This is a genomic window from Comamonas denitrificans, from assembly GCF_042654745.1.
GTDB classification, from domain to species: Bacteria; Pseudomonadota; Gammaproteobacteria; order Burkholderiales; family Burkholderiaceae_C; genus Comamonas; species Comamonas denitrificans.
The window spans coordinates 193751-218709 of the sequence record NZ_JBHSEY010000057.1 but is presented as its reverse complement, the minus strand read 5'-3'; the positions used below and the strand labels follow the sequence as shown (position 1 = coordinate 218709).

The 24959-nt window shown below is 58.1% G+C and carries 23 protein-coding genes; 7 read left to right on the top strand and 16 right to left on the bottom strand.

Annotated elements, in window-relative coordinates:
• Nucleotides 1-183 precede the first annotated feature (183 nt).
• Nucleotides 184-708 (bottom strand): hypothetical protein, encoded by a 525-nt coding sequence (locus tag ACFO24_RS13010; RefSeq protein ID WP_377738722.1) that lies wholly within the window; start codon nt 706-708, stop codon nt 184-186.
• A gap of 117 nt (nt 709-825) precedes the next feature.
• On the opposite strand from ACFO24_RS13010, the gene ACFO24_RS13005 reads away from it, so the two are divergent.
• Nucleotides 826-1860 carry a tRNA dihydrouridine synthase gene (locus ACFO24_RS13005; RefSeq protein WP_377738721.1) on the top strand — a complete coding sequence of 345 codons (1035 nt, stop codon included), beginning with the start codon at nt 826-828 and terminating at the stop codon, nt 1858-1860.
• Here ACFO24_RS13005 and ribD read toward each other — a convergent pair.
• The 8 genes from ribD to ACFO24_RS12965 all read right to left on the bottom strand — a co-directional run bounded on the left by ribD (nt 1781) and on the right by ACFO24_RS12965 (nt 10921).
• Nucleotides 1781-2914, bottom strand: a complete 1134-nt coding sequence (gene ribD / locus ACFO24_RS13000; protein ID WP_377738720.1) for a bifunctional diaminohydroxyphosphoribosylaminopyrimidine deaminase/5-amino-6-(5-phosphoribosylamino)uracil reductase RibD — start codon at nt 2912-2914, stop codon at nt 1781-1783. The two genes, ACFO24_RS13005 and ribD, sit on opposite strands and share 80 nt — an antisense overlap.
• Nucleotides 2915-2932: 18 nt before the next feature.
• Nucleotides 2933-3337 carry a type IV pilin protein gene (locus tag ACFO24_RS12995; protein ID WP_377738719.1) on the bottom strand — a complete coding sequence of 135 codons (405 nt, stop codon included), beginning with the start codon at nt 3335-3337 and terminating at the stop codon, nt 2933-2935.
• Between the two features lie 36 nt (nt 3338-3373).
• A complete protein-coding gene (locus ACFO24_RS12990) occupies nt 3374-7339 on the bottom strand; it encodes a pilus assembly protein (RefSeq protein WP_377738718.1) in 3966 nt (1321 codons plus the stop codon).
• 104 nt (nt 7340-7443) lie between these two features.
• Nucleotides 7444-8238, bottom strand: a complete 795-nt coding sequence (locus tag ACFO24_RS12985) for a pilus assembly PilX family protein (protein ID WP_377738716.1) — start codon at nt 8236-8238, stop codon at nt 7444-7446.
• Nucleotides 8239-8255: 17 nt separating this feature from the next.
• Entirely contained in the window at nt 8256-9056 is an 801-nt protein-coding gene (locus tag ACFO24_RS12980) for a prepilin-type N-terminal cleavage/methylation domain-containing protein (protein WP_377738715.1), read from the bottom strand.
• A gap of 77 nt (nt 9057-9133) precedes the next feature.
• Nucleotides 9134-9823 (bottom strand): type IV pilus modification protein PilV, encoded by a 690-nt coding sequence (gene pilV, locus ACFO24_RS12975; protein WP_377738714.1) that lies wholly within the window; start codon nt 9821-9823, stop codon nt 9134-9136.
• Nucleotides 9811-10377: a GspH/FimT family pseudopilin gene (locus tag ACFO24_RS12970; protein ID WP_377738713.1), complete on the bottom strand. Its 567-nt coding sequence runs from the start codon at nt 10375-10377 to the stop codon at nt 9811-9813. The genes pilV and ACFO24_RS12970 overlap by 13 nt, the downstream gene beginning before the upstream one ends.
• A gap of 10 nt (nt 10378-10387) precedes the next feature.
• Nucleotides 10388-10921 carry a GspH/FimT family pseudopilin gene (locus ACFO24_RS12965; protein WP_377738712.1) on the bottom strand — a complete coding sequence of 178 codons (534 nt, stop codon included), beginning with the start codon at nt 10919-10921 and terminating at the stop codon, nt 10388-10390.
• A gap of 168 nt (nt 10922-11089) precedes the next feature.
• Here ACFO24_RS12965 and ACFO24_RS12960 point away from each other — a divergent pair, with 168 nt between their 5' ends.
• A complete protein-coding gene (locus ACFO24_RS12960; RefSeq protein WP_377738711.1) occupies nt 11090-12307 on the top strand; it encodes an ATP-binding protein in 1218 nt (405 codons plus the stop codon).
• A gap of 66 nt (nt 12308-12373) precedes the next feature.
• On the opposite strand, the gene rpmG is transcribed toward ACFO24_RS12960, so the two are convergent.
• The 5 genes from rpmG to trxB form a co-directional block, all read right to left on the bottom strand.
• Nucleotides 12374-12544, bottom strand: a complete 171-nt coding sequence (gene rpmG / locus ACFO24_RS12955) for a 50S ribosomal protein L33 (protein ID WP_207575511.1) — start codon at nt 12542-12544, stop codon at nt 12374-12376.
• A gap of 29 nt (nt 12545-12573) precedes the next feature.
• The gene (gene rpmB, locus ACFO24_RS12950; RefSeq protein ID WP_207575510.1) at nt 12574-12807 is read right to left on the bottom strand and encodes a 50S ribosomal protein L28; all 234 of its coding nucleotides are present in this window, start codon (nt 12805-12807) and stop codon (nt 12574-12576) included.
• Nucleotides 12808-12986: 179 nt separating this feature from the next.
• On the bottom strand, nt 12987-13304 hold the full coding sequence (locus tag ACFO24_RS12945; protein ID WP_207575509.1) for a BrnA antitoxin family protein: 318 nt from the start codon (nt 13302-13304) through the stop codon (nt 12987-12989).
• The gene (locus ACFO24_RS12940; protein ID WP_377738709.1) at nt 13270-13563 is read right to left on the bottom strand and encodes a BrnT family toxin; all 294 of its coding nucleotides are present in this window, start codon (nt 13561-13563) and stop codon (nt 13270-13272) included. The genes ACFO24_RS12945 and ACFO24_RS12940 overlap by 35 nt, the downstream gene beginning before the upstream one ends.
• 48 nt (nt 13564-13611) lie before the next feature.
• A complete protein-coding gene (gene trxB, locus ACFO24_RS12935; protein WP_377738708.1) occupies nt 13612-14565 on the bottom strand; it encodes a thioredoxin-disulfide reductase in 954 nt (317 codons plus the stop codon).
• A 121-nt stretch (nt 14566-14686) separates the two neighbouring features.
• Here trxB and ACFO24_RS12930 point away from each other — a divergent pair, with 121 nt between their 5' ends.
• A complete protein-coding gene (locus tag ACFO24_RS12930) occupies nt 14687-17008 on the top strand; it encodes a DNA translocase FtsK (RefSeq protein ID WP_377738707.1) in 2322 nt (773 codons plus the stop codon).
• Nucleotides 17009-17017: 9 nt separating this feature from the next.
• Nucleotides 17018-17683, top strand: coding sequence for an outer membrane lipoprotein periplasmic chaperone LolA (gene lolA / locus ACFO24_RS12925; protein ID WP_377738705.1), 666 nt, complete (start codon nt 17018-17020; stop codon nt 17681-17683).
• 92 nt (nt 17684-17775) lie between these two features.
• Here the strand turns inward: lolA and ACFO24_RS12920 are convergent, their stop codons facing one another.
• Both ACFO24_RS12920 and ACFO24_RS12915 read right to left on the bottom strand, forming a co-directional pair.
• Complete coding sequence (locus ACFO24_RS12920) at nt 17776-17943, bottom strand: hypothetical protein (RefSeq protein ID WP_207575504.1); 168 nt, start codon at nt 17941-17943, stop codon at nt 17776-17778.
• Nucleotides 17940-19142 carry an MFS transporter gene (locus ACFO24_RS12915; RefSeq protein WP_207575503.1) on the bottom strand — a complete coding sequence of 401 codons (1203 nt, stop codon included), beginning with the start codon at nt 19140-19142 and terminating at the stop codon, nt 17940-17942. Before ACFO24_RS12915 ends, ACFO24_RS12920 begins: the two co-directional genes overlap by 4 nt.
• A gap of 224 nt (nt 19143-19366) precedes the next feature.
• Between ACFO24_RS12915 and ACFO24_RS12910 the strand changes: the two genes are divergently transcribed.
• The 3 genes from ACFO24_RS12910 (at nt 19367) to parC (ending at nt 24958) form a co-directional block, all read left to right on the top strand.
• Complete coding sequence (locus ACFO24_RS12910; protein WP_377738704.1) at nt 19367-21361, top strand: DNA topoisomerase IV subunit B; 1995 nt, start codon at nt 19367-19369, stop codon at nt 21359-21361.
• 64 nt (nt 21362-21425) lie between these two features.
• On the top strand, nt 21426-22559 hold the full coding sequence (locus ACFO24_RS12905) for a PDDEXK nuclease domain-containing protein (RefSeq protein WP_377738702.1): 1134 nt from the start codon (nt 21426-21428) through the stop codon (nt 22557-22559).
• 59 nt (nt 22560-22618) lie between these two features.
• Nucleotides 22619-24958 (top strand): DNA topoisomerase IV subunit A, encoded by a 2340-nt coding sequence (parC, locus tag ACFO24_RS12900; protein ID WP_377738701.1) that lies wholly within the window; start codon nt 22619-22621, stop codon nt 24956-24958.
• Nucleotide 24959 lies beyond the last annotated feature (1 nt).

The window sequence follows — 24959 nt, the reverse complement described above, 5'->3', positions numbered from 1 at the left end:
CTTAGATCATGAACACGTTCTTAGAACGTGTTCATGATCTCGAATGAAGGTGTGGGGGATGCGGTTCGGGATGGGTTGCGAGGCGCAAACCACAGCAATAGCTTGGCTATTGTGAGGATTTGCAACGACGCAGACCGCCCGAAGCCGCGCCCGCACACCCATGAGGAGATCATGAACACGTTCTTAGGCCGGCTGCGCTTGGGGGGCCTCGTCCAGCAAACCCCTTAGTTGTTCGCGCAGTGTCGCGGCCCGTTCCTCTCCGGCATGGGATTGCACGGCCTGCAGCAGGGCCAGTCCTGCGCAGCGCAGCGCCGCCAGATCGCGGGCCTCGCGCAGCTGGGCCCGCAGTGACTGGGCCAGCATTTCATGGCGATTGGCAAACAGGCGCTCGCACAGGTCAAACAAATACATGCGGGTGCCGGCCATGGACAGGGTAGCTGCTGCTGCCCCCTGCTGAGGTGTCTGCGCAGTGGTTTGTTGGGTTGGTGAAAAGGCCGATGGAGAGACCACTGAGCCATTTTCCAGTTGCAGATACCCTTGTGCTACCAACGTCTGGGCGACTGCGGCATGATCGCCGCCCAGCAAAGCGTGCAGTTGCGCCAACGTCTTGCCGTCTGCCAGCAATAGCACCGTTCGTGCCCGCTGGGGCAACTTTCGGGAACCGGGCTGAAGTTCGTCCAAGGCTTTGGCGGTTTTCTGCAAAATCATGAAGTATCCGGTCCGTCCCAGAGCGTGTTGAGATAGCCGCTATTGCACCCCCCTTTTATGACAATCGCGTGATGCCTCTTTCTGCTGCGCGTTGAATAGATTTACCACCCACCTGCCATGCAATTGCTTCTTGCCCCGATGGAGGGGCTGCTCGACTTTGTGCTGCGCGATGTCCTCACCCGCATTGGCGGGGCCGATCGCTGCGTTTCTGAATTTATCCGCATCAGTGGCACGCTCTTGCCGGAGCGTGTTTTTTTGCGCTACATGCCCGAGTTGGCCCATGGCAGCCGCACCCTGGCGGGTGTGCCAGTGCGGGCGCAATTGCTGGGCTCAGACCCCGTCAGCGTGGCCGAGAACGCTGCCTTCCTCGCCACCTTGGGGCCGGAGGGGATTGACCTGAATTTTGGCTGCCCGGCCCGCACTGTGAACCGCCACGGTGGCGGTGCCTCCATGCTGCAAGACCCTGAAAACATCGCCCGCCTGGTGGCTGCCGTGCGCCGTGCCGTGCCAGCGCATTTGCCGGTATCGGCCAAAATGCGCCTGGGTTTTGACGACCGGGGCCTGATGCGCGAATGCGCCCAGGCCATGGTAGAAAACGGCGCGTGTGAGCTGGTCGTTCACGCCCGCACCAAGGCCGATGGCTACCGCCCGCCCGCCTACTGGGAGCAAATCCCGCTGATCCGCACTGCCGTTGGCCCGCAGATTCGCATCATCGCCAATGGTGAAATCTGGACCGTGCAAGACGCTTTGCGCTGCCGCGAGCAATCCGGTTGCACCGATTTGATGCTGGGCCGAGGCAGCGTGGCCGACCCCGGCTTGGCCCTGGCCATTCGCGCTGCTGTCGTTCACGGTGTCCCTGCTGCCGATAGCGTTGCGCCCATTCAGCCAGCGGCGGTGCCGTGGGCGGCACTCTTGCCGCACATGCAGCAGTTTTGGGATTGGGTTTGTCAGCGCCTCAACCCCAACCAGCGGGCTGGGCGGCTAAAGCAATGGCTTAACCTGCTGCGCCGCCGCTACCCCGAGGCGGAAACCGCCTACCAACAAGTGCGGGTGATGACCGACCAAACACTCATTACCCAGTGGTTGGCCCTGCAGCGCAGCCAACAGCCGATGTCGGCTGGCGTGCCAGCACCCGCAAATCTGGGCCAATAGGGGTGACCTCGTGAAACTGCCAGGGCAGCGCCTGGCCTAAATCTTGCAGTGGCCCCAGTGCCGCCATGCCTTTGCAGCCCTGGCCCAACAGCGTGGGGGCCAAATACAGCAACAACTCATCGACCAGCCCCTGCGCCAGCAAAGCACCGTTGAGGATGGCACCCGCCTCAACATGCAACTCATTGATAGAGCGCTGCCCCAAATCGGCCAGCATTGCCGCCAAATCCACTTGCCCTTGGGCATTGGGTAGATGAATAACAGTAGCGCCTAGCGCTTGCAATTGTTTGGTTTTTTGTATATTTAATACTGAAGTATAGATAATACAAGCGCTACCAGCTCTTAAAACCTTAGCATCCAGCGGTGTGCGCAACTGGCTATCGACCACCACCACCTGCGGCTGGCGCGGCGTGGCCACGGCGCGAACGTTCAGCTGCGGGTCGTCCGCCAAAATCGTGCCAATCCCCGTCAGCACCGCACAGGCCCGCGCCCGCCAGTGGTGGCCATCGGCCCGTGCTGCCGGGCTGGTAATCCATTGGCTGGCCCCATTGCCCAGGGCGGTGGCCCCATCCAGCGACGTAGCGGCCTTCAGCCGCACCCACGGGCGGCCCCGCTCCATGCGGCTAAAAAAACCAATATTCAGCGCCCGTGAAGCCGCCGCCCCTGGCCCCACTTCAACGGCCACCCCCGCCGCCTGCAGCCGGGCAAAACCCTGGCCTGCCACCTGGGGATTGGGGTCGGTCAGCGCCCCCACCACCTGGGCCACCCCGGCGGCAATCAGCGCCTCGCAGCATGGCCCGGTGCGCCCATGGTGGGCGCAGGGCTCCAGCGTCACATACGCCGTGGCCCCCTGGGTGCTGTGCCCCTGTGCGGCGGCATCGCGCAGCGCCATCACTTCGGCATGCGGCCCTCCGGCCTGTTGGGTAAAACCCCGGCCAATGACCGCGCCGCTGCGGCCCACCAGCACGCAGCCGACACGTGGATTGGGATTGGATAAAAAAAGCGCCTGAGCGGCCAGCCCAAGCGCTTCTTGCATGTAAATAGCATGGTCAGTCATGCTGTGAATGCTAGAGCATTATTTTCCCCAGCAATCGGCCACAGTGCTCTTGCTGACACCTTTGGCTCCGGTATTGGTCAGGGTGAAATTGCCGCATTTATCACCGGATTGCGCTCCTTTTGGGGTAGCCGTCAGAGTAAAGGTGGCACCGTCAGACACTGCAGCAATATCGTAGCGGTCACCTTCCACAGTTTTTAAGTTGGCAGGGAAGTTGGCCGTCACGGGATACGTCCCCGTAGCCGTGGCGGCCCGCTCCATCCACCGTGCCGCTTCCAGCAACCCTGCCATGGCTTTGGCGCGGTGGCCCTTGCGCACGTATTCGGTGTAGCTGGGGTAGGCGATGGAGCTCAAGATGCCAATGATCGCCACCACGATCATGACCTCAATCAGGGTGAAGCCGGTTTGGCGGGACGGGTATGGCATGTGGGAGGGGTAGTTTTTTTTCATAGCAATGCTTTCTTATTGCATTTGACGCCAGCTCGGGCGCGAGGTGGTTAGGGGTGGAAGGTTTAAATCTTCTTTTTCAGGGAGAGTCGGGTCACATTTGTCACCCACGCATGAAGAGATGTCGGTGTTTTTATCTTTTGAAGTCACCATGGCGTGTGCGCCCTTGCGCACCTGGCGGCGCACCATGATGTCGTCAATGCCATCGGCCACGGCCATGAGTTGGATGCTGGGGGTGGCACCGTCCATGATGTTGATAAAGGTGCGGTATTGGCGTTCATCGTCCACCGAACCGGTTTCGCAGCTTTCGATGCTGGCATCAAACACATTGCTGCCTTTGGCGGGGACTTGCGAATAAACGGTCAGGATGTTGGTGCCAACATAAAAATCCAGTGGCTTGAGCAAGCGCTCGCCTGTGCTGGGGAGGTCTAGATACCAACCGTTATAGCTGCCCCAGTTGGTGGGTTTGAGCGGGTCTTGCCCCAAGGTGGCTTGCTGGCTGCCAGAAACCACTGTCGTGGTTTGTTTTTTCAGCTTGGCCGCATCCACCCCTGCCCCCAGTGGCGCAGGTGCGGGTACGTTGATGCACTTCGGGCCATCACTGGTTTGGCAGGTTTTGCCAGGGTGAATCTCCAAACGTTTTGGATTGCTATCTTTAATGTAGCGATAGCGGGTGTTGTCCAGCACCGAGTACAGGGTGTGTACATTGGTACTTTCTGGGTCGTTGCGTGCCACATTGCGCCCGGTGCCAAAGGCGACCATCATGCCGCCCACGGGGGTGCTCGTGCCTGGTTTGCATTCTTTGGTGGCGGTATCCAGTTCGCATTTTTTGCGGTCATTGGCCCGTGTTGTTGGCGCCACCGTGATCGGCTGGGGCAGTTCTGTGCCACTGCTGCCATACACGGCAGGACGCTGTGCGGTGAACAGGGGAGCACCGTTAAAAGCCACTTTCCATTTGCTGGCATCGTAATTGGTCAGGTCAAACTTCCACATATTGCCCTGGTTGTCGCCAGCGTAGGCAATGTCTGGGCGGTCATCGCCGTTCAAATCGACCAGGCGGGGGGCGCTCAGGCCGTTGTCATTGGCCTTGCCAGTGCCGGGCACGTCCACGGTGGTGGGAATCGTCAGCAGCTCTTTATTGCCATCCAGGTATTGCACCAGTAAAACCGGGCGCTGGTTGGCGCTGTTGTAGCCATTGCCCAGCACCACGGCCCAGCGGTTGTTGTTCAGCATGGTGATTTGCGAGGCATGCAAAAGGCTGGTGCTGTTGGTGACCGGCGCGGCGGTGATGTGGCCAATATCGCGGTCTTGCGTCACAGCGGTGGTACACGCAGTTTGGCTAGCAGGGTCGGTGAGGAGTGTGCAGTCTGGGGCGCTGACTTCGGTGCTGCGGGTGCGATCCAGTACGACCAGGCTACTGGCGTTATTGGCGGAAAAATTGCTGGGGTTGGTCACATCCAGCACAAAGTAACCCCGGCCGCCGGCCCCCAGCGTGCCCACCAGCAGGGTGCGCCAGTCAGGGGAATTGGGGTCAGTGCTGGTATTGGCATCGCCCGTCATGGGCGAACCATCGACAAAGTAGCGGTGCTGCTGGTCGTAGGCCGGTGCCGTCAGCCGGGTGAGGCTGGGAATCACGCCTTGGGGTACGTAGGCGATTTTTTCGGTGCCATCCTGCGCAGAGAAGCCATGCAGCATGCCATCGTTGCCGCCCACGTAAATCATGGGGGGGCGGTCTTTGTAGGTTTTAATAAAGTCGCGATACCCATTAAAGGCATAACTGCGTGCAGGGGCTGCGGTGTACCACACTTCAGAATTCACAATATCGCCTTGGCGGCTTTGGCGTTGGCGATAGGGTTTGCTTTCGGTGTAGTTGGAGGGGTTGGTACCCTCTTTGCTGCGATCGCCTCGGATGTAATTCAGCCGGTTTTGGCCTGCGGTGGCACCTTGGTCTGTGCCATTGGGGGCTTTTTGCAAGGCCAGTTTTTGGGAGGTGCTCAGGTTGGATTGGTCGGCCGCCCAAACAAAAGGCACCCCTCCCTTGGGCGCAGCATTCACCCATTGATCGCTCCAGCTCAGAATAACGCGCGATTCGTGCGAACCCAGGGCATCAAGCTTGTTGGCCGTGTTCTCTCCGCCCCACGCAAGGGTTACACCGCCATCGGTATCGACTGTTTCTGCAATCACAAACCCTTTCCAGCCGCTTTGTGGCTCGTAGTTGCCGGTGAATTTGCTGACACCGCTGCGCGAAATATTCGAGCCGCTCAAAGCGGTAGAAGTAATGCTGGGGCTGACTTCGGTGTTAATGGTGCGAATAATTTGCTCAAATGCTTTTTTCAAATCTTCGCCCTTTTCTACGGCGTAGAACTGGCCCCGACCATTGATGGCGGCGTGCCACATGTCTTCTGCAGGCTGTTTTACAGAATACCATTGTGCTAGACCTGATGCATAATCTGCAAAGCTACCATCATAGCCGTATGGAATAGTGCTTGAAGGCTGTATAAGCTTTCCTTCATTTCCATTGTTAGTACTAGATTCTGAGGCGTCTGCAGCATAAGGGCCATTTAGATAATAAAATAAACCTGTTGTGCTTCCCCAGTAATTTTTTGCGCCAGTAGTACCTTCACGCCAATATTTCCCTATATTTTCTTCTGTTTGGCTATTATTTCCCATTGGACGGTATTGAGTTTCTGGAAGAGCTTCACTGCTGAAACCAATCGTAAAGGTTGTCATGTGTGCCCAAGTTGCAGGGTTGTAGCGTGGGTTCCAGTATTTTTCCAATGTAGCTGTTTTTCCTGTTATTGGATTAGTGAAAGTTTCTTTTTGGGGGGCCTTCGCATATTCTGGTAGTGGTGCAACTTCACCATCCAAAGCTTCCTTAGGTTGCAGTCTTGTTGCCCAGCTTTTAAAAGACCAGTCAGATAATGTACTGATTACCCCCCCGCCGCGTGATGAATCAGCACAATAATTTTTATTATCAACCTTTTTAAATGATCGGCACGGCCTGTAGCCATCATGCCAGTCACTGTAGGTTAGATAATCAATATCTCTATAGATCCAAGTATTTTTATTTTCTCTGCTATATTCTGTGTCATCGGGTAAATAAAAACCTGGATAATCTTTTGGGTCTTCATATGGATCAATTCCTAAAAGATCGGGTAGCTGATTTTCTCCGGGTTTTGCAGGGGATGCAGCTTTTTTTCCGTAAGCTTTGAATGTTTTTGAATCTTGATTGTCAAAGTTTATCGGATCGGTATTAATATCTTCTTTTGGTTCATCCCAATTTGTTTCTTCTAGATTGTTATTATCATTGTCATTATCAACAACTGCGTAATATGTATCGTATGGGCCATAGTATTGACCATTCCATTGGCCATCAGTTAGTAGAATATGGTAATTTCTCCTGCAGCCGAGAGGCTTACCATTCGGTCCATTCAGTTCTTCTCCTGGAATGCTAGCCCATGGACCATTTTCATGAAGAGGCGCGCGCATATATTCATCAGCACGTTTCACCATCTTGTGTGTAGGCGTTGAAGTGCATGTATCATAATTTTTTATATATTTAATAAAGTTTGAACGATGGGTTTCGTCCAATATTTTCATTGTATTTTCTGCACTTGAGGAGGCTGCAGAGGTGCCTAATTTTGTGAACGTTAATCCATCGACTGATGTGCAATCCCCCAAGGATTGCCAGGCTAAACGAATTTTTTTATCAGGCAAAAGAGAAGTGTCGTTGAAGACTTCGGTTAAAGCATCTTGCAGCACTTCCGTTCGTGTCTTTGTATTTTTGATCATGTCCTTGGCATCCATACTGGTTGAATCATCCAGCGACAAGATCACGTTGGGTGCCACATACGGCTCTACCGTGCCGGGGGGCGAATTGGCCAAGTCCAGTGCCCAGGCGCTGGCAGGAGCCAAGGCAGCGCTGGCAGCAATTGCAATCAGGCGGCGGCGAAATTTTTGGGGTGTGGTGCGTCGGGGCATGGTGAACTCCTAGCTCGTCATGAAGAAGTAGTGTGTGTAGAGTCGATCCTGCAGATGTGCGCAGGTGTAGATTTTTTTGAATTACGACCTTCTTGATGCTGTCGTTACTGGGGGAAATCGAGTTGGTCTCGCGTAAGTGCGTAGGTTTCCTGGATCACGGCAGTGCTGCCGGGCTTCAGGCCGCTGGCCCAGGCAGTGATGCGGTACACCACACTAGGCTCCTCTTTCGGCAGGCGTAGATCCAGTAGGGCAGCCGCTGGGGCAGCATTTTGATCGTCCTCCACAATGAGACCAGGGCCGCCGAGTGATCCGGAGTCTTTGTATTTCAACACTTCAATCCAGTACCTGCCATCACGGAGAAGGGGGGCGAGGGAGTCATCATCCTTAGGCTTCTTCGCGTCAGTGAATTGGCCATAGCGTGCGCCGATGCCCTCGGCGGTTAGTTGGTCAAAGAACACTTCCGGATTTTTCGGCTCGGGGTCAGAGGCACCGTTGGGCCGCTTATTGTTCCAAAAGTCCTGTCTTCCACGGCGTTTGGCACACAACCCGTTTTTACAAAAAGGTGCAGTATTGCGGCTATCGGCAAAATCATAAAATTCGCCCTCTTTGAACAATGCATCTAGCGCTGTTTTGTCATCCGGACGGTGGTTGGGGAAATTTTTTGTGTCATTCCAACGCCGAATATCCAATTCAGCATCTTGAATCAGGCTTTGCGCAGCTTCAAAAGCGCGTTGGTAATCGGCATCGTTGCCTACCACCATTTCATTGAAGATGGCGGTGCGCGATGCCCACAGCGCCAGCAGCATGGAGAGCATGACAAACACAATCACCACAAACAAGGCAATGCCGCGTTCGCGGTGGTGGGCAGCAGGGCGGGCGGTGGAAGAGGGGGAGTGCATGAAGGAGCCTTTCACCTTTAAATCAGCCCTTGGCTGCGCAGTTGGAAGACATTGCGAAACACGTAGTGCATGCGGTTGGTGCGATTACCTGTCAGGGTGGTGATATCTACGTCGTTCTCGTCGCAGCCGGTGTAGCTGACACCACCTGCGGGTACGTCAATGCGCTCAGTGCCAAACAGCACCAGGCAGACTTCTACGCCTTGAACCCGGTTCCAGTTCTCGCCCACGCCAGCTCTGCCGGTGTAAAGCATGGGGGGGTCGCCCTGATCGGTGCCTTGATTGGTGTCTTGCAGCAGGTAGCGCACCTGGAAAGCAGCGACGTTTTGGGCAATGGGTTGGCCGTTGCAGTGCAAGTCCGTGCTGCTGATGGTGAAAATGCTCTCTACTGGAATGGTTTCCCCTGGGCCAAGTACACCCTTGCCGGGTTCAGCCAGACAGTTGCGTGAAATGGGACCGTTGTCGGCAAAAGTGGGTTCTTCGTAGCCAGTGTATTGGATGGTGATTGCGCCGGTTCCCTCGGCTTCGTGGATCGCTTGCTCGCTATCGTCACGCAGTTGGAATACGGTGGGGGTAATGATGTCGCTCTCGTCACCAGCATCCAGGCCCAAATCAAGGTAAAGCGAGCCGGCCTGGCGCAATTGGGTGCCAAAGGTGCGCATAACATAGGCGGCTTGCTGCTGGATGCCACTGATATCGCTGACGGCCCCGGTCACGCTGCGCGAGCCCAGCAGCGAGACCGTGGCCACGGCGACGACAAGCAGACCAACGGCAAGGCCGATCATGAGCTCAATCAGTGTCAGGCCGGCCTGGAATTTCAAGTGTTTTTGCTCTTTATCCCTTGATGGATAAGCGCTTAAAGCTATTTTTTTTATTTGGTGGTGTGTGTGCAGTGCCATTATTGTCTCCCTGGGCAGTAGGCTTTGTTTTTCTTGGAGTCGAATCCGCACCGTGCGGCGACGCTGATGTATTGGAGGTGGCAGATGCGTCCATCGGGGCATTCCACGCCGTCTTCACCGGTGGCCGATATCCATTTGTCCCCCTCACGCACTTTGGTGGTGTCGAGGTTGTTGAGGTCATCCTTTGTCATATCGGCAGACTCATTGGCCCGCCAACTGACCATGATGCCGATTTGGCTGGCCGTGCTGTTCTTAGCATCCCAGGGCGCGACAAAAATGCTGGCTTCGCCCAAGGGCAGGGTGTCGGCAACGTTTGCTTTCCATACTCCAAGGTCGCGGACGAACAAGGCAGCAGGGGTGCAAGGGTTGTCGCTCTCAGTACAGCCATCGGTGTCTGGCTTATCGTCGAAGTCAGAAATGATTTCAACGCTGGTGAGGTCGATGTAGTTGGCTAGGCTGACCAAAGCATTTGGCTGTACGCGCAGCCGTTCGCTGAAATCTTCAATCAGTCGGACGGCCTGGGCGCGGCGCGTGGCGGTTTGGGAATCGACCAGGGTGCGCATTTGCATGCCCAGAATGCCGATGATGCCGAGCACCGAAATGACCAAGGCCACCAGCGATTCAATCAAGGTAATGCCGCGTTGCCGGCGGTGCGCGGTGGTGGGGTGTGGGCGGTTTATCCTTTGCATGGAACTTCCTCTGATTGAACAGTGCGTATGCGTCCCCCAGAGCCCATGCACAGTCCGCGTGTGGCGGGGTGGCTGATGCTTTGGTTGTGCGGGACGAGATTGAAGCCGAGGTAAGGGCCGTCTACCAGGCCATAGCGGTTGAAAATGATGCGGTTGTTGCCCCCGGTGCGGGAAATCTGGGTGCGGTTGGGGCTGTCGTAACGCAGCAGCACCGGTTCGCTGGCGTTGCAGCTGTTGTTGCGGTTGGTGTCGGCGCAGATGAACCAGCCGCAGTCCCATTCGCGCTGGGCGCTGGGAGCGGTGCAGCCGTTGGTGTTGGTGGTGATTTTTTGCATGACGACGTTGCCACCGCGTTTGATGGCTTCGGAGCGGGCAAATTGCAGGCTGGATTCCAGGTGGCTTTCCACCTGCCGCACCCGCCAGCGCTCTATCAGTGGCTGAAAGCTGGGCAGCGCAATCGCCAGCAGCACCCCCAGCACACTCACGGCGACCATGAGTTCAATCAAGGTAAAACCCAAACTATGGCGTGGATGGAGGTGCTGGATGCGGTGCATGGCGTGTCCTTTAGGGGTCAGGATCGGGATCGGGGGTAGATGGGTTGCACTTCTCGCTGCCCGGTAAGTGCCGGATAAGTCCACTGCCGTTAATGCAGACACGGGTAGCGCTGGCAGCGTTTTCATCCTTGTTGGCGGGAGTCAGCAAAAAATCGGCGACCGGGGTGATGGTGCCCCAGCGGTCCAGTGCCAGTTCGGTGGCATCGCTTTCTTCGCTGATGGCCAGGCTGGTGGATGCGCCGCTGGTTTGCAGCAGTTCATCGTCGCCATCGGCATCAATGCCATGGACTTCCCAGCCGTTGGCCCAGTCATCGTCGATGGCACTAATGGTGATGCCGCCACCACGTTTGATGGCTTCGGAGCGAGCGTAGTAGATGGTTGATTGCAGCGCTTCGGCTGCGCTGCGCACGCGCCAGCGTTCTATTAAAGGGGTGAAGCTGGGGGCGGCAATCATGGCAATGACGGCCAGAATGGAGACAGTCACCATCAGTTCAATGAGGGTGAAGCCGTGTTGTTTGAGAGGGAGCACAGGGTATTTCAACATTTGGGCTGAATGTAGGGGGCTGTTGCCGCTGTGGTTGCTGGGGCAGGATAAGCGGTGCGTGGTGCGGGATAAGTGGCTGCACTGGAGGGAGGTGGTGTGGAAGAAAAATATGTAAATTCCTCCATTAAGTGGTGTAAATTCCACTAATTTATGGAGGAATATGCACCCATGTATCCACGCAATATCCAGAATTTCGCGCGTGAAGCGTTGGGCGATACCCCTGTGTTGTTGCTCAACGGAGCACGACAGACGGGCAAGAGTACGCTGGCACAAAGCCTGGATGCTGGGCGGCGTTATCTGACGCTGGACGATCCGGTGGTCTTGGCGGCTGCACAGTCCGACCCGTTTGGTTTCATTGACGGGCTGGATGGCCCGGTTTGCCTGGACGAGGTGCAGCGGGCACCGGGGATTTTTCTGGCCATCAAGGCGGCGGTGGACAAGGTGCGCCAGCCAGGGCGGTTTTTGCTCACGGGTTCGGCCAATGTGTTGTTGCTGCCGCAGATGGCCGATTCGCTGGCGGGCCGGATGGAGGTTTTGGAGCTGTGGCCTTTGGCGCAGTGCGAGATCGCTGCGCGGCCCCGAAGTATTGTGGATGAGCTGTTTGCAGGGGATTTTGCCGATCGCTACCCGTTCGACAGGGATGATTTTATTGAGCGCCTGACCGCTGGCGGCTACCCGGAGGCGTTGGAGCGGCGCAGTGGCCGCCGTCGTCAGGTGTGGTTCGATAGTTATTTGGCCACCATCCTGCAACGTGACGTGCGTGATCTGGCGCAGATTGAAGGGCTGACGGAGCTGCCGCGTTTGCTTCAACTGCTGGCGGCACGCAGTGGCGGCTTGTTGAATATGGCTGAGTTGTCACGCAGCACGGGGTTGGCGCAAACCACTTTACGCCGTTACATGGGATTGTTGGAGGTGCTGTTTCTGATTCGGCAAGTGCCGGCGTGGTCATCGAATTTGGGTAAACGCTTGCAAAAGTCGCCCAAGTTGTTTTTGTCTGACTACGGGTTGATGGCGCATCTGCAAACGCTGGATGCGAATCGGATGGCCCAAGAGCATGGACTGCCCGGCGATTTGGTGGAAGCCTTTGTTCATGCGGAATTGGCCAAGCACCAGACTTGGGCTGCTGAAGCTACCCGGCTGATGCACTACCGCACAAGTACGGGCGTGGAGGTGGATTTTGTGCTGGAAAACCGCCGTGGGCAGGTACTGGGCATCGAGGTGAAAGCGGCTAGGACGTTAAGTAGTAAGAGCTTTAGCGGCTTGCGCCATTTGCGCGATACGGTGCCAGAGCAGTTTCAGCGTGGCGTGCTGTTCTATAGCGGCGAGGAGGTAGTGCAGTTCGATGCGCAGTTGGTTGCACTGCCGCTGGCGATGTTCTGGGCGTGAAGAAAAAGAAAAACCGCCATGGTTTGCACCGTGGCGGTTTTTTTGAAGGTGTTGATCGGTAATTGCTTACTTGATCTTGGCTTCTTTGTACTCGACGTGTTTGCGAGCTTTGGGGTCGAACTTCATGATCAACATCTTTTCAGGCATTGTCTTTTTGTTCTTGGTGGTGGTGTAGAAGTGACCGGTGTCAGCAGTGGAGACCAGTTTGATTTTTTCGCGTCCGCCTTTGGTAGCCATGAGTATTTCTCCTTGATATTAGCTAGAAATTAAGCTTGGCCACGGGCACGCATGTCGGCCAGAACGGTGTCGATGCCGTTCTTGTCGATCAGACGCAGGGCGGCGCTGGAGACGCGCAGACGCACCCAGCGGTTTTCGCTTTCGACCCAGAAGCGCTTGTACTGCAGGTTGGGCAGAAAGCGGCGTTTGGTTTTGATGTTGGAGTGGGAAACTTTGTGACCCACCGCAGGCTTTTTGCCTGTTACTTCGCATACGCGTGCCATTGAGGACACTCCGATTCAAGTTTTACAGCGGCCAGCATAGGGTGCTGACTGCCTCACCTCGCCATTGTGGTTCTGGGTGGCGGTAAACCCATGCTGCCCAAGCTTGGGGCAAAAGCAGCAAAGCCGCGCATTATAGCGCGGCTTTGGGTTTTTATTGGCGGGGAGTTTGATTCAGGTGCTTATGTGAGCTGGTGGGTGCGTAGCCACTCTTGCAATGCATCTGTCATGCGTGTTTGCCAACCAGGGCCGGTTTGTTTGAATGCAGCCAGGACAGAGTTGGGAACGCGCAGGGAGATCGCTGTTTTGGGCTCGCCCTGGACGGGGCGGCCACGTTTGCGTTCGATCAGCTGCGCGATGGCTTGGGTTTGTGCTTCGGCTTGTGGGTCTTGGCTATGCAGCGCTTGACGCACTTGCTGCCAATTGCTTGCCGATTGGCCCTGTGCCCGGGCCTGGTGGATTTGCTCACTGGTCAGGGTAGTCGTTTTCAAGCCAGTCATAGTAAGCACTCCTTTCTTCTGCGTGTGCAGGCCGGAAGCTGATGATGCGGCAGTGGGTATCGCGCTCGACGAAGGCCACTGAGAGCACCATCAGTACGTCAAAAACATAGGCCAGCGCCTGAGAACGTGGCTCGCTATTGCGTGAACTGTCCACGATCCAGACAAATTCACTTTCCATGACCAAGTCGGCATCTAGAAAATCGATTCCGTGCTTTTTTAGATTGGCAAGGCGCTTGGTCTCGTCCCATTCATAGATCATGGTTGGTGGATATTGTATATACGTATATTGCTTCCGGCGTAGTTAGTTTTATTCCTGCTGTTCCAAAAACCGCTGGGCATCCAGTGCCGCCATGCAGCCGGTGCCGGCGCTGGTGATGGCTTGGCGGTAGATGTTGTCTTGCACATCGCCGGCGGCAAAGATGCCGGGCACGCTGGTTTGCGTGGCAAAGCCTTTGCGGCCACCGTGGGTGACGATGTAGCCGCCGTCCATCTCTAGTTGGCCCTTGAAGATGTCGGTGTTGGGCGCGTGGCCGATGGCAATGAAGCAGCCTTGCAGGGCGATGTCTTCGGTGTGGCCGTCTTGCGTGCTTTGGATGCGCACGCCGGTGACACCGCTGGCTTCGCCCAGTACTTGCTGCAGGGTGAAGTGGGTTTTGAGGATGATTTTTCCTTCTTGCACTTTGGCCATCAGCTTATCGACCAGGATGGGCTCGGCGGTAAATTTGTCACGGCGGTGAATGAGGGTGACCGTGCTGGCGATGTTGGACAGGTACAAGGCTTCTTCCACCGCCGTGTTGCCGCCGCCGACCACGCAGACGGGCTGGTCGCGGTAGAAAAAGCCATCGCAGGTGGCACAGCCGGAAACGCCCCGGCCCATGAATTCTGTTTCTGAGGGCAGGCCCAGGTATTTGGCCGATGCGCCGGTGGCAATGATCAGGCTGTCGCAGGTGTAGGTGCCGCTGTCGCCGGTCAGGGTGAAGGGGCGCTGCGAGAAATCAACTTGATTGATGTGGTCGAACACGATTTCAGCCTCAAAGCGCTGGGCGTGCTCTAAAAAGCGCTGCATCAGTTCGGGGCCCTGCACGCCATGGACATCGGCGGGCCAGTTATCGACCTCGGTGGTGGTGGTCAGCTGCCCACCCTGGGCCATGCCGGTGATGAGTACGGGCTGCAGGTTGGCACGCGCAGCGTAGATGGCGGCGGTGTAGCCGGCCGGGCCGGAGCCCAAAATTAAAACCTTGGCGTGTTGGGGTGTGCTCATAACTGTGATCCGTAGTGAGGTGGGAGGAGGGGCGTTATATGTTTTGCATACGCTTTGAAACGGTTGATTGTAGAAAGCTTGGGCAAGCCTGGCTGCCCCTGGGGTAAGCTTTCGCCCTCGTATGAAAGCTTCCTCTTCTTCTTCAGCCGCTGCACTGGCTGGTACGCCGTCTCGATTGGGTTTGGCGCGGTTTGGCCATGAGATGTGCTTGCTCACAGGCCTGTTGGTGCTGATGTTTGGCCTGGCAGCCATGGCCAGCCATTCGTTGCTGGATCCGGCGTGGTCCACGTCTGGTGCTTCGGACACCGTTTTGCCGCACAACTGGATGGGGCGGCTGGGCGCGATTTTGTCGGATGCCGCGTATTTTGGTTTTGGCTTTTCGGTCTGGTGGCTGTGGGCGATTGCGATTTTTGTGTGGTTGCGCTCATTTCGGCGCTGGATTGCGGGCGCGGGCATTTTTATCCCTTCACTGGGCCAGCGTTTGAGCTTTTGGCTGGGCACCTTGCTCTTGCTGGGGGCCAGCTGCGCGTTGGAATGGAGCCGTCTTTACCGTTTTGAAGAGGCCTTGCCCGGTCACGCTGGTGGGGTGCTGGGGTATATGTTGGGCGTGGGTGGGATGCGCTGGCTGGGCTTTACGGGCTCAGGGGTGGTGGGCATCTTGTGCATCGTCGTGGCGGTGGGGTGGGTTTTTAATTTTTCTTGGGGCAGTGTGGCCCAAGGTTTGGGTACGCAGTTGGACAAACTCTGGCCCAAAATTCAAGCGTGGCGCGAGCAGGGGCGCGATATTGCCAAGGGCAAACAAGCCGCCCGCCAGCGTGCCCAAGATGTGCAGCACGATGCCCCGGCGCAGCATGAGCCGGTGGTGATTGCGCCGGCCCCTGTGGCGGTTGTCCCCAGTGAGCGGGTGCTAAAAGAGCGCCAGAAGCCTTTGTTTACCGACAGCCATGCCGCGCTGTCCGAAGGCTTGCCCCAAGTGAATTTGCTTGATGCGCCGCCCGCCCAGCAAGAAACCGTCGCCCCCGAAACGCTGGAGATGACCAGCCGCCTGATTGAGAAAAAGCTCAAAGACTTTGGCGTGGATGTCGTGGTGGTGCAGGCCACGCCGGGGCCGGTGGTGACCCGCTACGAGGTAGAGCCGGCGACCGGGGTCAAAGGCTCCCAAGTGGTCAATCTGGCCAAGGATTTGGCCCGCAGCTTGAGTTTGGTGTCGATTCGTGTGATTGAAACCATTCCGGGCAAAAACACCATGGCGCTGGAGCTGCCCAATGTGCGGCGGCAGACGATTAAGTTGTCGGAAGTGCTGGGCTCGCAGATTTACCACCAGAGCAAAAGCCTGCTGACCATGGGCCTGGGCAAGGACATTGAGGGCAAGCCCGTGGTGGCCGACCTGGCCAAGATGCCGCACGTGTTGGTGGCGGGCACGACCGGCTCGGGCAAGTCGGTGGGGATCAACGCCATGATTTTGTCGCTGCTCTACAAGGCAGAAGCCAAGGATGTGCGCCTGCTGATGATTGACCCCAAGATGCTGGAAATGTCCGTTTATGAAGGCATTCCGCACCTGCTGGCCCCGGTGGTCACCGACATGAAGCAAGCAGCCAACGGCCTGAACTGGTGCGTGGCTGAAATGGAAAAGCGCTACAAACTGATGAGCAAGCTGGGCGTGCGCAATTTGGCCGGGTACAACGCCAAAATTGACGAAGCCCGCGCCCGCGAGGAAAGCATTGGCAACCCGTTTAGCCTGACCCCCGAGCAGCCCGAGCCCTTGCAGCGCCTGCCGCACATTGTCATCGTCATTGACGAGTTGGCCGATTTGATGATGGTCGTTGGCAAAAAGATTGAAGAGCTGATTGCCCGCTTGGCGCAAAAGGCGCGGGCTGCGGGCATCCATTTGATTTTGGCCACCCAGCGCCCCAGCGTGGATGTGATTACCGGGCTGATCAAGGCCAACATTCCTACGCGCATTGCGTTTCAGGTCAGCACCAGGGTGGATAGCCGCACCATTCTTGACCAAATGGGGGCCGAGGCCTTGCTGGGCATGGGCGACATGCTCTACATGGCCAGCGGCACGGGCCTGCCGGTGCGGGTGCATGGGGCCTTTGTCAGCGACGATGAGGTACACCGCGTTGTAGCCTACTTAAAGCAGCAGGGCGAGCCGGACTACGTTGATGGCGTGCTCGATAGCAGCACCGGCGAGGATGGCCTGGGCAGTGAACTGGGCGAAGGTGGCAGCGGCAGTGGTGCCGAGCAAGACCCCATGTACGACCAGGCCGTGCAAGTGGTGCTGCAAGACCGCAAGGCCAGCATCTCGTATGTGCAGCGCAAGCTGGGCATTGGCTACAACCGCTCGGCCAACCTGCTGGAGCAAATGGAAAAAGCCGGTTTGGTCAGTGCGCTGACCTCCAGCGGCAAACGCGACGTACTGGTGCCCGCCCGGGGCGAATAAAGGTGATTGATGCAACAACACATCCGAAAATGGGCCGTGCTGGCCCTGTTGGCCACCCCTGGCCTGGCAGCGCCTGCATGGGCCGATGGCTTGGCCAGCCTGGAGGCGTTTGTGCGCCAGGCCAAAGCCGGCACCGCGCAATTTACCCAAACGGTGACCAGCCCCGCCAAAGCCGGCCAAGCACCGCGTGTGCAGTCCAGCAGCGGCAGCTTTAGCTTTCAGCGGCCGGGGCAGTTCAAGTTTGTCTATACCCAGCCCTTTGCCCAAACCATCGTTGCCGATGGGCAAACACTGTGGTTGTACGACGAAGATTTAGAGCAAGTCACCCGCCGCCCACAAGGCGATGCGCTGGCCGGCACCCCAGCGGCATTGCTGACCAGCGTGCAAGACATGGCCGCTTTGCGCAAAGATTTTGATTTGGCTGCGCAGGCCAGTGCCCAGCCCGACCCCGAGGGCCTGCAATGGGTGCAAGCCACGCCGAAAAACCAGGATGGCCAGATCCAGCAGCTGCGCGTGGGTTTCACCCCGGCAGGGGCATTGGCTGCGCTGCAAATTAACGACAGCTTTGGCCAGCAATCGCTGCTGCGCTTTACCCAGATGGCGCTGTCCCCTGGTTTGCCAGCGGGCAGTTTTCACTTTCAAACCCCGGCGGGGGTCAGTGTGCTGGATCAATAAAAATAGCGCCTTGCGCTTTATTTACAAAGGATTTCGGTTGAATCTAATCGAAATCCTTTTGTTTTTCAGCGGGTGCAGCTATTTGCAATGGTTTAAAAACAGGCCCAAGTTTGCTCGGCGATGGTGAGCATGAAATCGGGGTCCAGGTACAGGCCAAACACGGCCAGCAAGACCAGCGCAACCACCAGCCATGCCAAGGCCCGCTGCCAAATCGGGCGGCGCTGGGGCGCAGATGTGGGGGTGGTGGGTTCGGTCGTCATGCCTTGGGGGTGGTTGCCAGTGCGGGGCGGGCAATGGCCGTTTCGCGCACCGGTAAATTAATCAAGGCACCGGCCACGCCCAGCACAATCATCAGGTACCAAAGCATGTCGTAATTGCCTTGGCTGTCGTACAGGTAGCCGCCCAACCAAATGCCCATAAAGCTGCCCAACTGGTGGCTAAAGAAGGTGATGCCGCCCAGCATGGACAAATGCTGCACGCCAAAAATCTGCGCCAAGATGCCATTGGTCAGCGGCACAGTCGAAAGCCATAAAAACCCCATAACCGCCGCATAGGCGTACACCGACCACGGTGACAGCGGGGCCAGCAAAAACAGCACCGTGGCCAGCGCCCGCAGCCCGTAAATGCCCGACAGCAAATACTGCTTGGGCAGTTGCTGGCCCAGGTTGCCGGCGATATAGGTGCCAAAGATATTGAACAGCCCAATCAACGCCAGGCTGTAGCTGGCCACCTGCGGGGCCATGCCAAAGTCTTTCAAATAGCTGGGCATGTGCACGCCAATGAACATGACCTGAAAGCCGCAGACAAAGTAACCCAGCGTCAAAAACACAAAGCTGGAATGGCCCAGGGCCTCTTTCAGCGCCTCGCGCACCGATTGGGTGCGCGGTGCCAGTGCTTGCCCTTTGCCAAAGCCCGGCTCGCGCAGGCCAAAGGCCAACACGCCGATCAGCAAGACCACCAGGGCCAGGGCCAGCAAGGCATTGCTCCAGCCCAGCTGGGCAATCAGCGCCCCTTCGACCGGCACCATAAAAAACTGCCCGAAAGAGCCTGCCGCCGCCGTCAGGCCCATGGCCCAGCTGCGCCGCGCTGCGGGGATTTGTCGGCCCAGCACGCCATACACCACGGCATAGGTCGTGCCCGATTGCGCCGCGCCAATGACCAGGCCCGTGCTCAAAATAAACAACCAAGTAGTGGGGGCCAAGGCCATTCCGGCCAAACCCAAGGCGTAGAGCGCGGCGCCAGCTATCAAAATTTTGAATGCGCCCCAGCGGTCGGCCAAAATGCCAACAAAAATCCCCAAAATGCCCCAGGCCATGTTTTGCACCGCAATCGCCAGGGAGAAGGACTCGCGGCTCCAGCCCATGTCTTGGGTAATGGGCTGCAGCCACAGGCCAAAACCGTGGCGAATGCCCATGGACAGCGTCACCACCATGCCCGCACACAACAGCACCTGCAGCATGGGCAGTCGCTGAACGGCGGACGCGGGGGCGGAAGAAGTATCTATATTGCTTTTTTGCATAAGGCTGGGAATGTAGCGAAAACCACGCGGCACAGCAGTCACCGAGGTTGCTTTCCCTTAATTTACCTAAACGTAAAGTGGCAAGCCTCGCATCTTGTTTGAAACTGTTTTTTCATACAGTCTTTTCGGGCGACTGCCGTGCGGCCACTACAATTTGCGCCGCTATGGCTGATACCACCCCCACTTTGTCGTCTTCTTCCGCTTATTCCGAACGCTCCATCCGCGTGCTCAAAGGGCTTGAGCCCGTCAAGCAGCGCCCGGGCATGTACACCCGCACCGACAACCCGCTGCACATCGTGCAGGAGGTGATCGACAACGCCGCCGACGAAGCCCTGGCCGGATTTGGCAAAAAAATCCGCGTCACCTTGCACGACGATGGCTCGGTCAGCGTCGAGGATGACGGGCGCGGCATCCCCTTTGGTCTGCACCCCGAAGAAAACGCCCCCGTCGTCGAGCTGGTCTTCACCCGCCTGCACGCGGGCGGCAAGTTCGACAAAGGCAGCGGCGGCGCATACAGCTTCTCCGGCGGCCTGCACGGCGTGGGCGTGAGCGTGACCAATGCGCTCTCCACCCGCCTGGAAGTGACCGTGTACCGCGAGGGCGAAGCCGCCCATTTGGTCTTTGCCGGTGGCGATGTGGTGCAGCCCCTGCAGCGCCGCCCCCTGCAAAGTGGCGAGCGCAAACAGGGAACAACAGTGCGCGCCTGGCCCGATGCGCGCTACTTCGACAGCCCCCACCTGCCGCTGGGCGAGCTGGTCCACCTGCTGCGCTCCAAGGCCGTGCTCATGCCGGGCGTGAGCGTCACCCTGGCCAATGAAAAAACCCGCGATACCAAAGACACCCAAACCTGGCAATACAAGGGCGGCCTGAAAGACTATTTAGAACAGTCGCTGGCCACCGACCCCCTGCTACCGCTGCTAGAAGGTGCCGGTTTTGCCGATGCCCAGGACGACAGCTTCGCCCAGGGCGAAGGCGCGGCGTGGTGCCTGGCCTTTACCGAACAGGGGGCCGTGCTGCGCGAAAGCTATGTCAATCTGATCCCCACCGTGGCCGGTGGCACGCACGAAAGCGGCCTGCGCGATGGCTTGTTCCAGGCCGTGAAAAACTTCATCGAACTGCACAGCCTGCTGCCCAAGGGGGTCAAGCTCATGCCCGACGATGTGTTTGCCCGCGCCAGCTTTGTGCTCTCGGCCAAGGTGCTTGATCCGCAATTTCAGGGCCAGGTCAAAGAAAAACTCAACAGCCGCGATGCCGTGCGCCTAGTCTCCAGCTTTGTCAAACCGACGCTGGAGCTGTGGCTCAACGCCAACATCGAACACGGCAAAAAGCTGGCCGAACTGGCCATCAAAGCCGCCCAGCAGCGCCAAAAAGCGGGCCAAAAGGTGGAAAAACGCAAAGGCAGCGGCGTGGCCGTGCTGCCCGGCAAGCTAACCGACTGCGAAAGCCGCGATATCGCCCACAACGAAGTCTTTCTGGTTGAGGGCGACAGCGCCGGCGGCAGCGCCAAAATGGGCCGCGACAAAGAAACCCAAGCCATCCTGCCCCTGCGCGGCAAAGTGCTCAACACCTGGGAGGTAGAGCGCGACTTCTTATTTAAAAACAATGAAGTGCATGACATCTCGGTGGCCATTGGCGTTGATCCCCACGGCCCGAACGACAGCCCCGATTTGTCCGGCCTGCGCTACGGCAAAGTCTGCATCCTGAGCGATGCCGACGTGGACGGGGCCCACATCCAGGTGCTGCTGCTCACCTTGTTCTTCCGCCACTTCCCCAAGCTGGTCGATGCCGGGCACATCTACGTCGCCCGCCCACCGCTGTTTCGCGTCGATATTCCCGCCCGTGGCAAAAAGCCCGCCGCCAAACTCTACGCCCTGGACGAGGGCGAGCTGCAAGCCATCCTGGACAAAGCCGCCAAAGAAGGCGTGGCGCGCGAGAAATGCCAAATCAGCCGCTTCAAAGGCCTGGGCGAGATGAACGCCGAACAGCTGTGGGACACCACCCTCAACCCCGACACCCGCCGCCTGCAACAAGTGCAACTGGGCGCACTGGACTTTGCCGCCACCGCCAACGTCATGACCCAGCTCATGGGCAAAGGCGAAGCCGCCGCCCGCCGCGAGCTGATGGAGCTGCATGGCGATGCGGTGGCGGTGGATGTGTAAATTTTTAGTGTTTTTGGTATCTAACGCTTTTCAGTAAAGCGTGAGTAGCTATTGTTTTTGAAATATGACTCATCCACCCGCTTCCCTCACACCCCTATCCCAGGGCTACGCCTCGCTGCTTACCGACATCAAGCAGCGCGTGCGCCAAGCCCAGGTGCGGGCCATGCTGTCGGTCAATGCCGAGCTGATCCGCCTGTATTGGGGGATCGGCCAAATGATTCATGAGCGCCAGCAGCAAGAGGGCTGGGGCGCGGGCGTGATTCCCCGGCTGGCGCGGGATTTGCACAACGAGTTGCCCGAGGAAAAGGGCTTTTCCGAGCGCAACATCAAGCAAATGCTGGCGTTTTATCGGGAGTACGCGCAACTGTCATTTGTGCAGCAGCCTGCTGCACAAATAGAGGTCAAGCAAAAAATGCCACAGGCTGCGGCACTTTTTACGGCTGAGCTGATTCTGGCCTTGCCCTGGACGCATCACGCCGTCCTGATGGCCAAGGTCAAAGACCACGCCACGCGCAGCTGGTATATGCAGGCGGCGCTGGAGCATGGCTGGAGCCGCAATATTTTGCTGATGCAGATTGAGACTGCCGCGCACCAGCGCCACGGGCAGGCAGCCAGCAACTTTGCCCTTCGCCTACCTAAGCCCGAGTCCGATCTGGTGCAGCAGACACTCAAAGACCCGTACTTGTTCGATTTTTTGACGCTCTCTGACCCGTTTCACGAACGCGAACTGGAAACTGGGCTGATTGCGCATCTGGAAAAATTCCTGCTGGAGCTGGGTCAGGGCTTTGCTTTTGTCGGGCGGCAATACCACCTAGATATTGGCGACCAAGATTTCTACATCGACCTGCTGTTCTACCACCTGAAGCTGCGCTGCTACGTAGTGATTGAACTCAAGCGTGGCGACTTCAAGCCCGAGTACGCAGGCAAGATGAGTTTTTATTGCAGCGTGGTCGATGACCAGTTGCGCCATCCCAGTGACCAGCCGACCGTGGGCCTGATTCTGTGCCAGCAGCCCAACCGTGTGCTGGCCGAGTACGCCTTGCGCGGGGTTGAACAACCGATTGGTGTTTCCAGCTACGAGCTGACCCGCGCCTTGCCGCAGGATTTGCAAACCAGCCTGCCCAGCATCGAGCAAATTGAAGCCGAGTTGCAAGGGCTGGACGAGGCAGCGCACCCTTCTTCTTCATCGAATATTTGAACGTTTTTGGCATCTAGCCCTTATGCATCAAGCGCTAGCAGCTATTTTTTTATTGAACTATGACAGACATTTTTTCCCTCCAGCCTGCTGCCACGGACCCGCAGGGCGACACCCTGACCCTGGGCGGCTACGCCCAGCAGGCGTACCTGGAATACGCGCTTTCGGTCGTTAAGGGCCGGGCGCTGCCCGATGTGTGCGATGGCATGAAGCCGGTGCAGCGGCGCATTTTGTACGCCATGCAGGCCATGGGCCTGGGCTATGGCGGCGCTAATGGCACCACGGCGGCCAAGCCGGTGAAGTCGGCCCGCGTGGTGGGCGATGTGCTGGGCCGCTTTCACCCGCACGGCGACCAGTCGGCCTACGACGCGCTGGTGCGGCTGGCGCAGGACTTTAACCAGCGCTACCCGCTGATTGATGGCCAGGGCAACTTTGGCAGCCGCGATGGCGATGGCGCGGCGGCCATGCGCTACACCGAGGCGCGGCTGGCCAAGATTGCCACGCTGCTGCTCGATGAAATTGACGAAGGCACGGTGGACTTTGTGCCCAACTACGACGGCTCCACCCAAGAGCCGCGCCAGTTGCCCGCGCGGCTGCCGTTTGCGCTGCTGAATGGGGCCAGTGGCATTGCCGTGGGGCTGGCCACGGAAATTCCCAGCCACAACCTGGGCGAGGTAGCCGCGGCCTGTGTGGCGCTGGCCAAAGACCCGCAACTGAGCGACGAGGCGCTGTTGGCCCTGATTCCCGGCCCGGATTACCCCGGCGGCGGCCAGATCATCAGCAGCGCCCAGGACATTGCGCACGCCTACCGCACTGGGCGCGGTAGCCTGAAGGTGCGGGCGCGGTGGGTGGTGGAGGAACTGGCGCGCGGCCAGTGGCAGTTGGTGGTGACGCAGCTGCCGCCGGGGGTGTCCAGCCAAAAGGTGTTGGAAGAGATTGAAGAGCTGTCCAACCCCAAGCTGAAGGCTGGCAAAAAGGCACTCACGCAAGAGCAGCAACAGCTCAAGGCCACGGTGCTGAATGTGCTGGATGGCGTGCGCGATGAATCCAGCAAGGATGCCTTGGTGCGCCTGGTTTTGGAGCCAAAAAGCAGTAAAACACCGCAACAGGAGTTTATTAACACGCTTTTGGCGCACACCAGCCTGGAAACCTCGGCCCCCATCAACCTGACGATGGTGGGCATAGATGGTCGGCCCACGCAAAAATCGCTGCGCCAGATGCTGGAAGAATGGCTGGCCTTTCGCCAGACCACGCTCACGCGGCGCAGCCAGCACCAGCTGGACCGGGTGCAGGCGCGGATTCACATTTTGGAGGGGCGGCAGGTGGTGCTGCTGCACATTGACGAGGTGATTGCCATCATCCGCGAGAGCGATGAGCCCAAAGCGGCGCTGATGGCCCGCTTTGACTTGAGTGAGCGCCAGGCGGAAGATATTTTGGAAATTCGCCTGCGCCAGTTGGCCCGGCTGGAAGCGATCAAGATCGACAAGGAATTGCAGCAATTGCGCGAAGATGAGGGTCGTTTGCTCGATATCTTGGCCAACCCCAAAAGCCTGCAGCGCCTGTTGATCAAAGAGGTGGAGCGCGATGCCAAAACCTTTGCCGACCCGCGCCGCACGCTGATTGAAGAGGCGCAAAGGGTGAGCACCGAGATCAAGGTGGTCGATGAGCCGGTGACCGTGGTCATCTCAGAAAAAGGCTGGGTGCGCGCCTTGAAGGGCCACGACCATGCGCCGAGCAATTTCAGCTTCAAAGCGGGCGATGCCCTGTGGGGCCACTTTGCCTGCCGCAGCGTGGATACGCTGATTGCCTTTGGCAACCTGGGCCGGGTGTACAGCGTGGCCGTGGCCACCTTGCCGGGTGGGCGCGGCGATGGGGTGCCGATTCAGGGCTTGATCGATTTGGAGCCGGGCACGCACATCGTCAGCTACTTTGCCGGGGCGGCGAGCACGCGCTTGCTGATGAGTGGCAGCGGCGGCTACGGTTTTATTGCCGAGGCCAGCAGCCTGGTGGCCCGCAACAAGGCAGGCAAAGCCTTTGTCACCATTCAAGAGGGCGAAACCCTGTGCCTGCCCAGTGTGGTGGATGCGCCCGATGGCACGGCCGCCACCCATATCGCCTGTCTAAGCAGCGATGCCCAGGTGCTGACCTACCCCTTGGCCGAATTAAAAGTGATGACCGGCGGGCGCGGCCTGCAACTGATGAAACTGGCCGATGGGGCCAGCCTGGTGGGCGCTGCCGCCTACACGCGCAGCGTGCGCATCAGCGGCACAGGCCGAGGCGGCAAAGAGCGCGAGGAGGTGCTGGAAATTCGCAGCCTGAACAACGCCGCCGGCAAACGCGCCAGCAAAGGCAAGGCGGCGGGCTGGACGTTTAAGCCCGTCAAAATCGAACGGATTGAATAAG

What these genes read in the sequence shown, in the direction of transcription:
- ACFO24_RS12945 (WP_207575509.1), bottom strand. Translation starts at nt 13,304, where the DNA reads ATGACTGGCTTGAAAACGACTACCCTGACCAGTGAGCAAATCCACCAG.
- pilV (WP_377738714.1), bottom strand. Translation starts at nt 9,823, where the DNA reads ATGCAAAGGATAAACCGCCCACACCCCACCACCGCGCACCGCCGGCAA.
- ACFO24_RS12930 (WP_377738707.1), top strand. Translation starts at nt 14,687, where the DNA reads ATGAAAGCTTCCTCTTCTTCTTCAGCCGCTGCACTGGCTGGTACGCCG.
- lolA (WP_377738705.1), top strand. Translation starts at nt 17,018, where the DNA reads ATGCAACAACACATCCGAAAATGGGCCGTGCTGGCCCTGTTGGCCACC.
- ACFO24_RS12995 (WP_377738719.1), bottom strand. Translation starts at nt 3,337, where the DNA reads ATGCCATACCCGTCCCGCCAAACCGGCTTCACCCTGATTGAGGTCATG.
- rpmB (WP_207575510.1), bottom strand. Translation starts at nt 12,807, where the DNA reads ATGGCACGCGTATGCGAAGTAACAGGCAAAAAGCCTGCGGTGGGTCAC.
- ACFO24_RS12970 (WP_377738713.1), bottom strand. Translation starts at nt 10,377, where the DNA reads ATGCACCGCATCCAGCACCTCCATCCACGCCATAGTTTGGGTTTTACC.
- parC (WP_377738701.1), top strand. Translation starts at nt 22,619, where the DNA reads ATGACAGACATTTTTTCCCTCCAGCCTGCTGCCACGGACCCGCAGGGC.
- ACFO24_RS12965 (WP_377738712.1), bottom strand. Translation starts at nt 10,921, where the DNA reads ATGTTGAAATACCCTGTGCTCCCTCTCAAACAACACGGCTTCACCCTC.
- ACFO24_RS12915 (WP_207575503.1), bottom strand. Translation starts at nt 19,142, where the DNA reads ATGCTGCAGGTGCTGTTGTGTGCGGGCATGGTGGTGACGCTGTCCATG.
- ACFO24_RS12910 (WP_377738704.1), top strand. Translation starts at nt 19,367, where the DNA reads ATGGCTGATACCACCCCCACTTTGTCGTCTTCTTCCGCTTATTCCGAA.
- ACFO24_RS12920 (WP_207575504.1), bottom strand. Translation starts at nt 17,943, where the DNA reads ATGACGACCGAACCCACCACCCCCACATCTGCGCCCCAGCGCCGCCCG.
- ribD (WP_377738720.1), bottom strand. Translation starts at nt 2,914, where the DNA reads ATGACTGACCATGCTATTTACATGCAAGAAGCGCTTGGGCTGGCCGCT.
- ACFO24_RS12960 (WP_377738711.1), top strand. Translation starts at nt 11,090, where the DNA reads ATGTATCCACGCAATATCCAGAATTTCGCGCGTGAAGCGTTGGGCGAT.
- trxB (WP_377738708.1), bottom strand. Translation starts at nt 14,565, where the DNA reads ATGAGCACACCCCAACACGCCAAGGTTTTAATTTTGGGCTCCGGCCCG.
- ACFO24_RS13005 (WP_377738721.1), top strand. Translation starts at nt 826, where the DNA reads ATGCAATTGCTTCTTGCCCCGATGGAGGGGCTGCTCGACTTTGTGCTG.
- ACFO24_RS12905 (WP_377738702.1), top strand. Translation starts at nt 21,426, where the DNA reads ATGACTCATCCACCCGCTTCCCTCACACCCCTATCCCAGGGCTACGCC.
- ACFO24_RS13010 (WP_377738722.1), bottom strand. Translation starts at nt 708, where the DNA reads ATGATTTTGCAGAAAACCGCCAAAGCCTTGGACGAACTTCAGCCCGGT.
- ACFO24_RS12990 (WP_377738718.1), bottom strand. Translation starts at nt 7,339, where the DNA reads ATGCCCCGACGCACCACACCCCAAAAATTTCGCCGCCGCCTGATTGCA.
- ACFO24_RS12940 (WP_377738709.1), bottom strand. Translation starts at nt 13,563, where the DNA reads ATGATCTATGAATGGGACGAGACCAAGCGCCTTGCCAATCTAAAAAAG.
- rpmG (WP_207575511.1), bottom strand. Translation starts at nt 12,544, where the DNA reads ATGGCTACCAAAGGCGGACGCGAAAAAATCAAACTGGTCTCCACTGCT.
- ACFO24_RS12985 (WP_377738716.1), bottom strand. Translation starts at nt 8,238, where the DNA reads ATGCACTCCCCCTCTTCCACCGCCCGCCCTGCTGCCCACCACCGCGAA.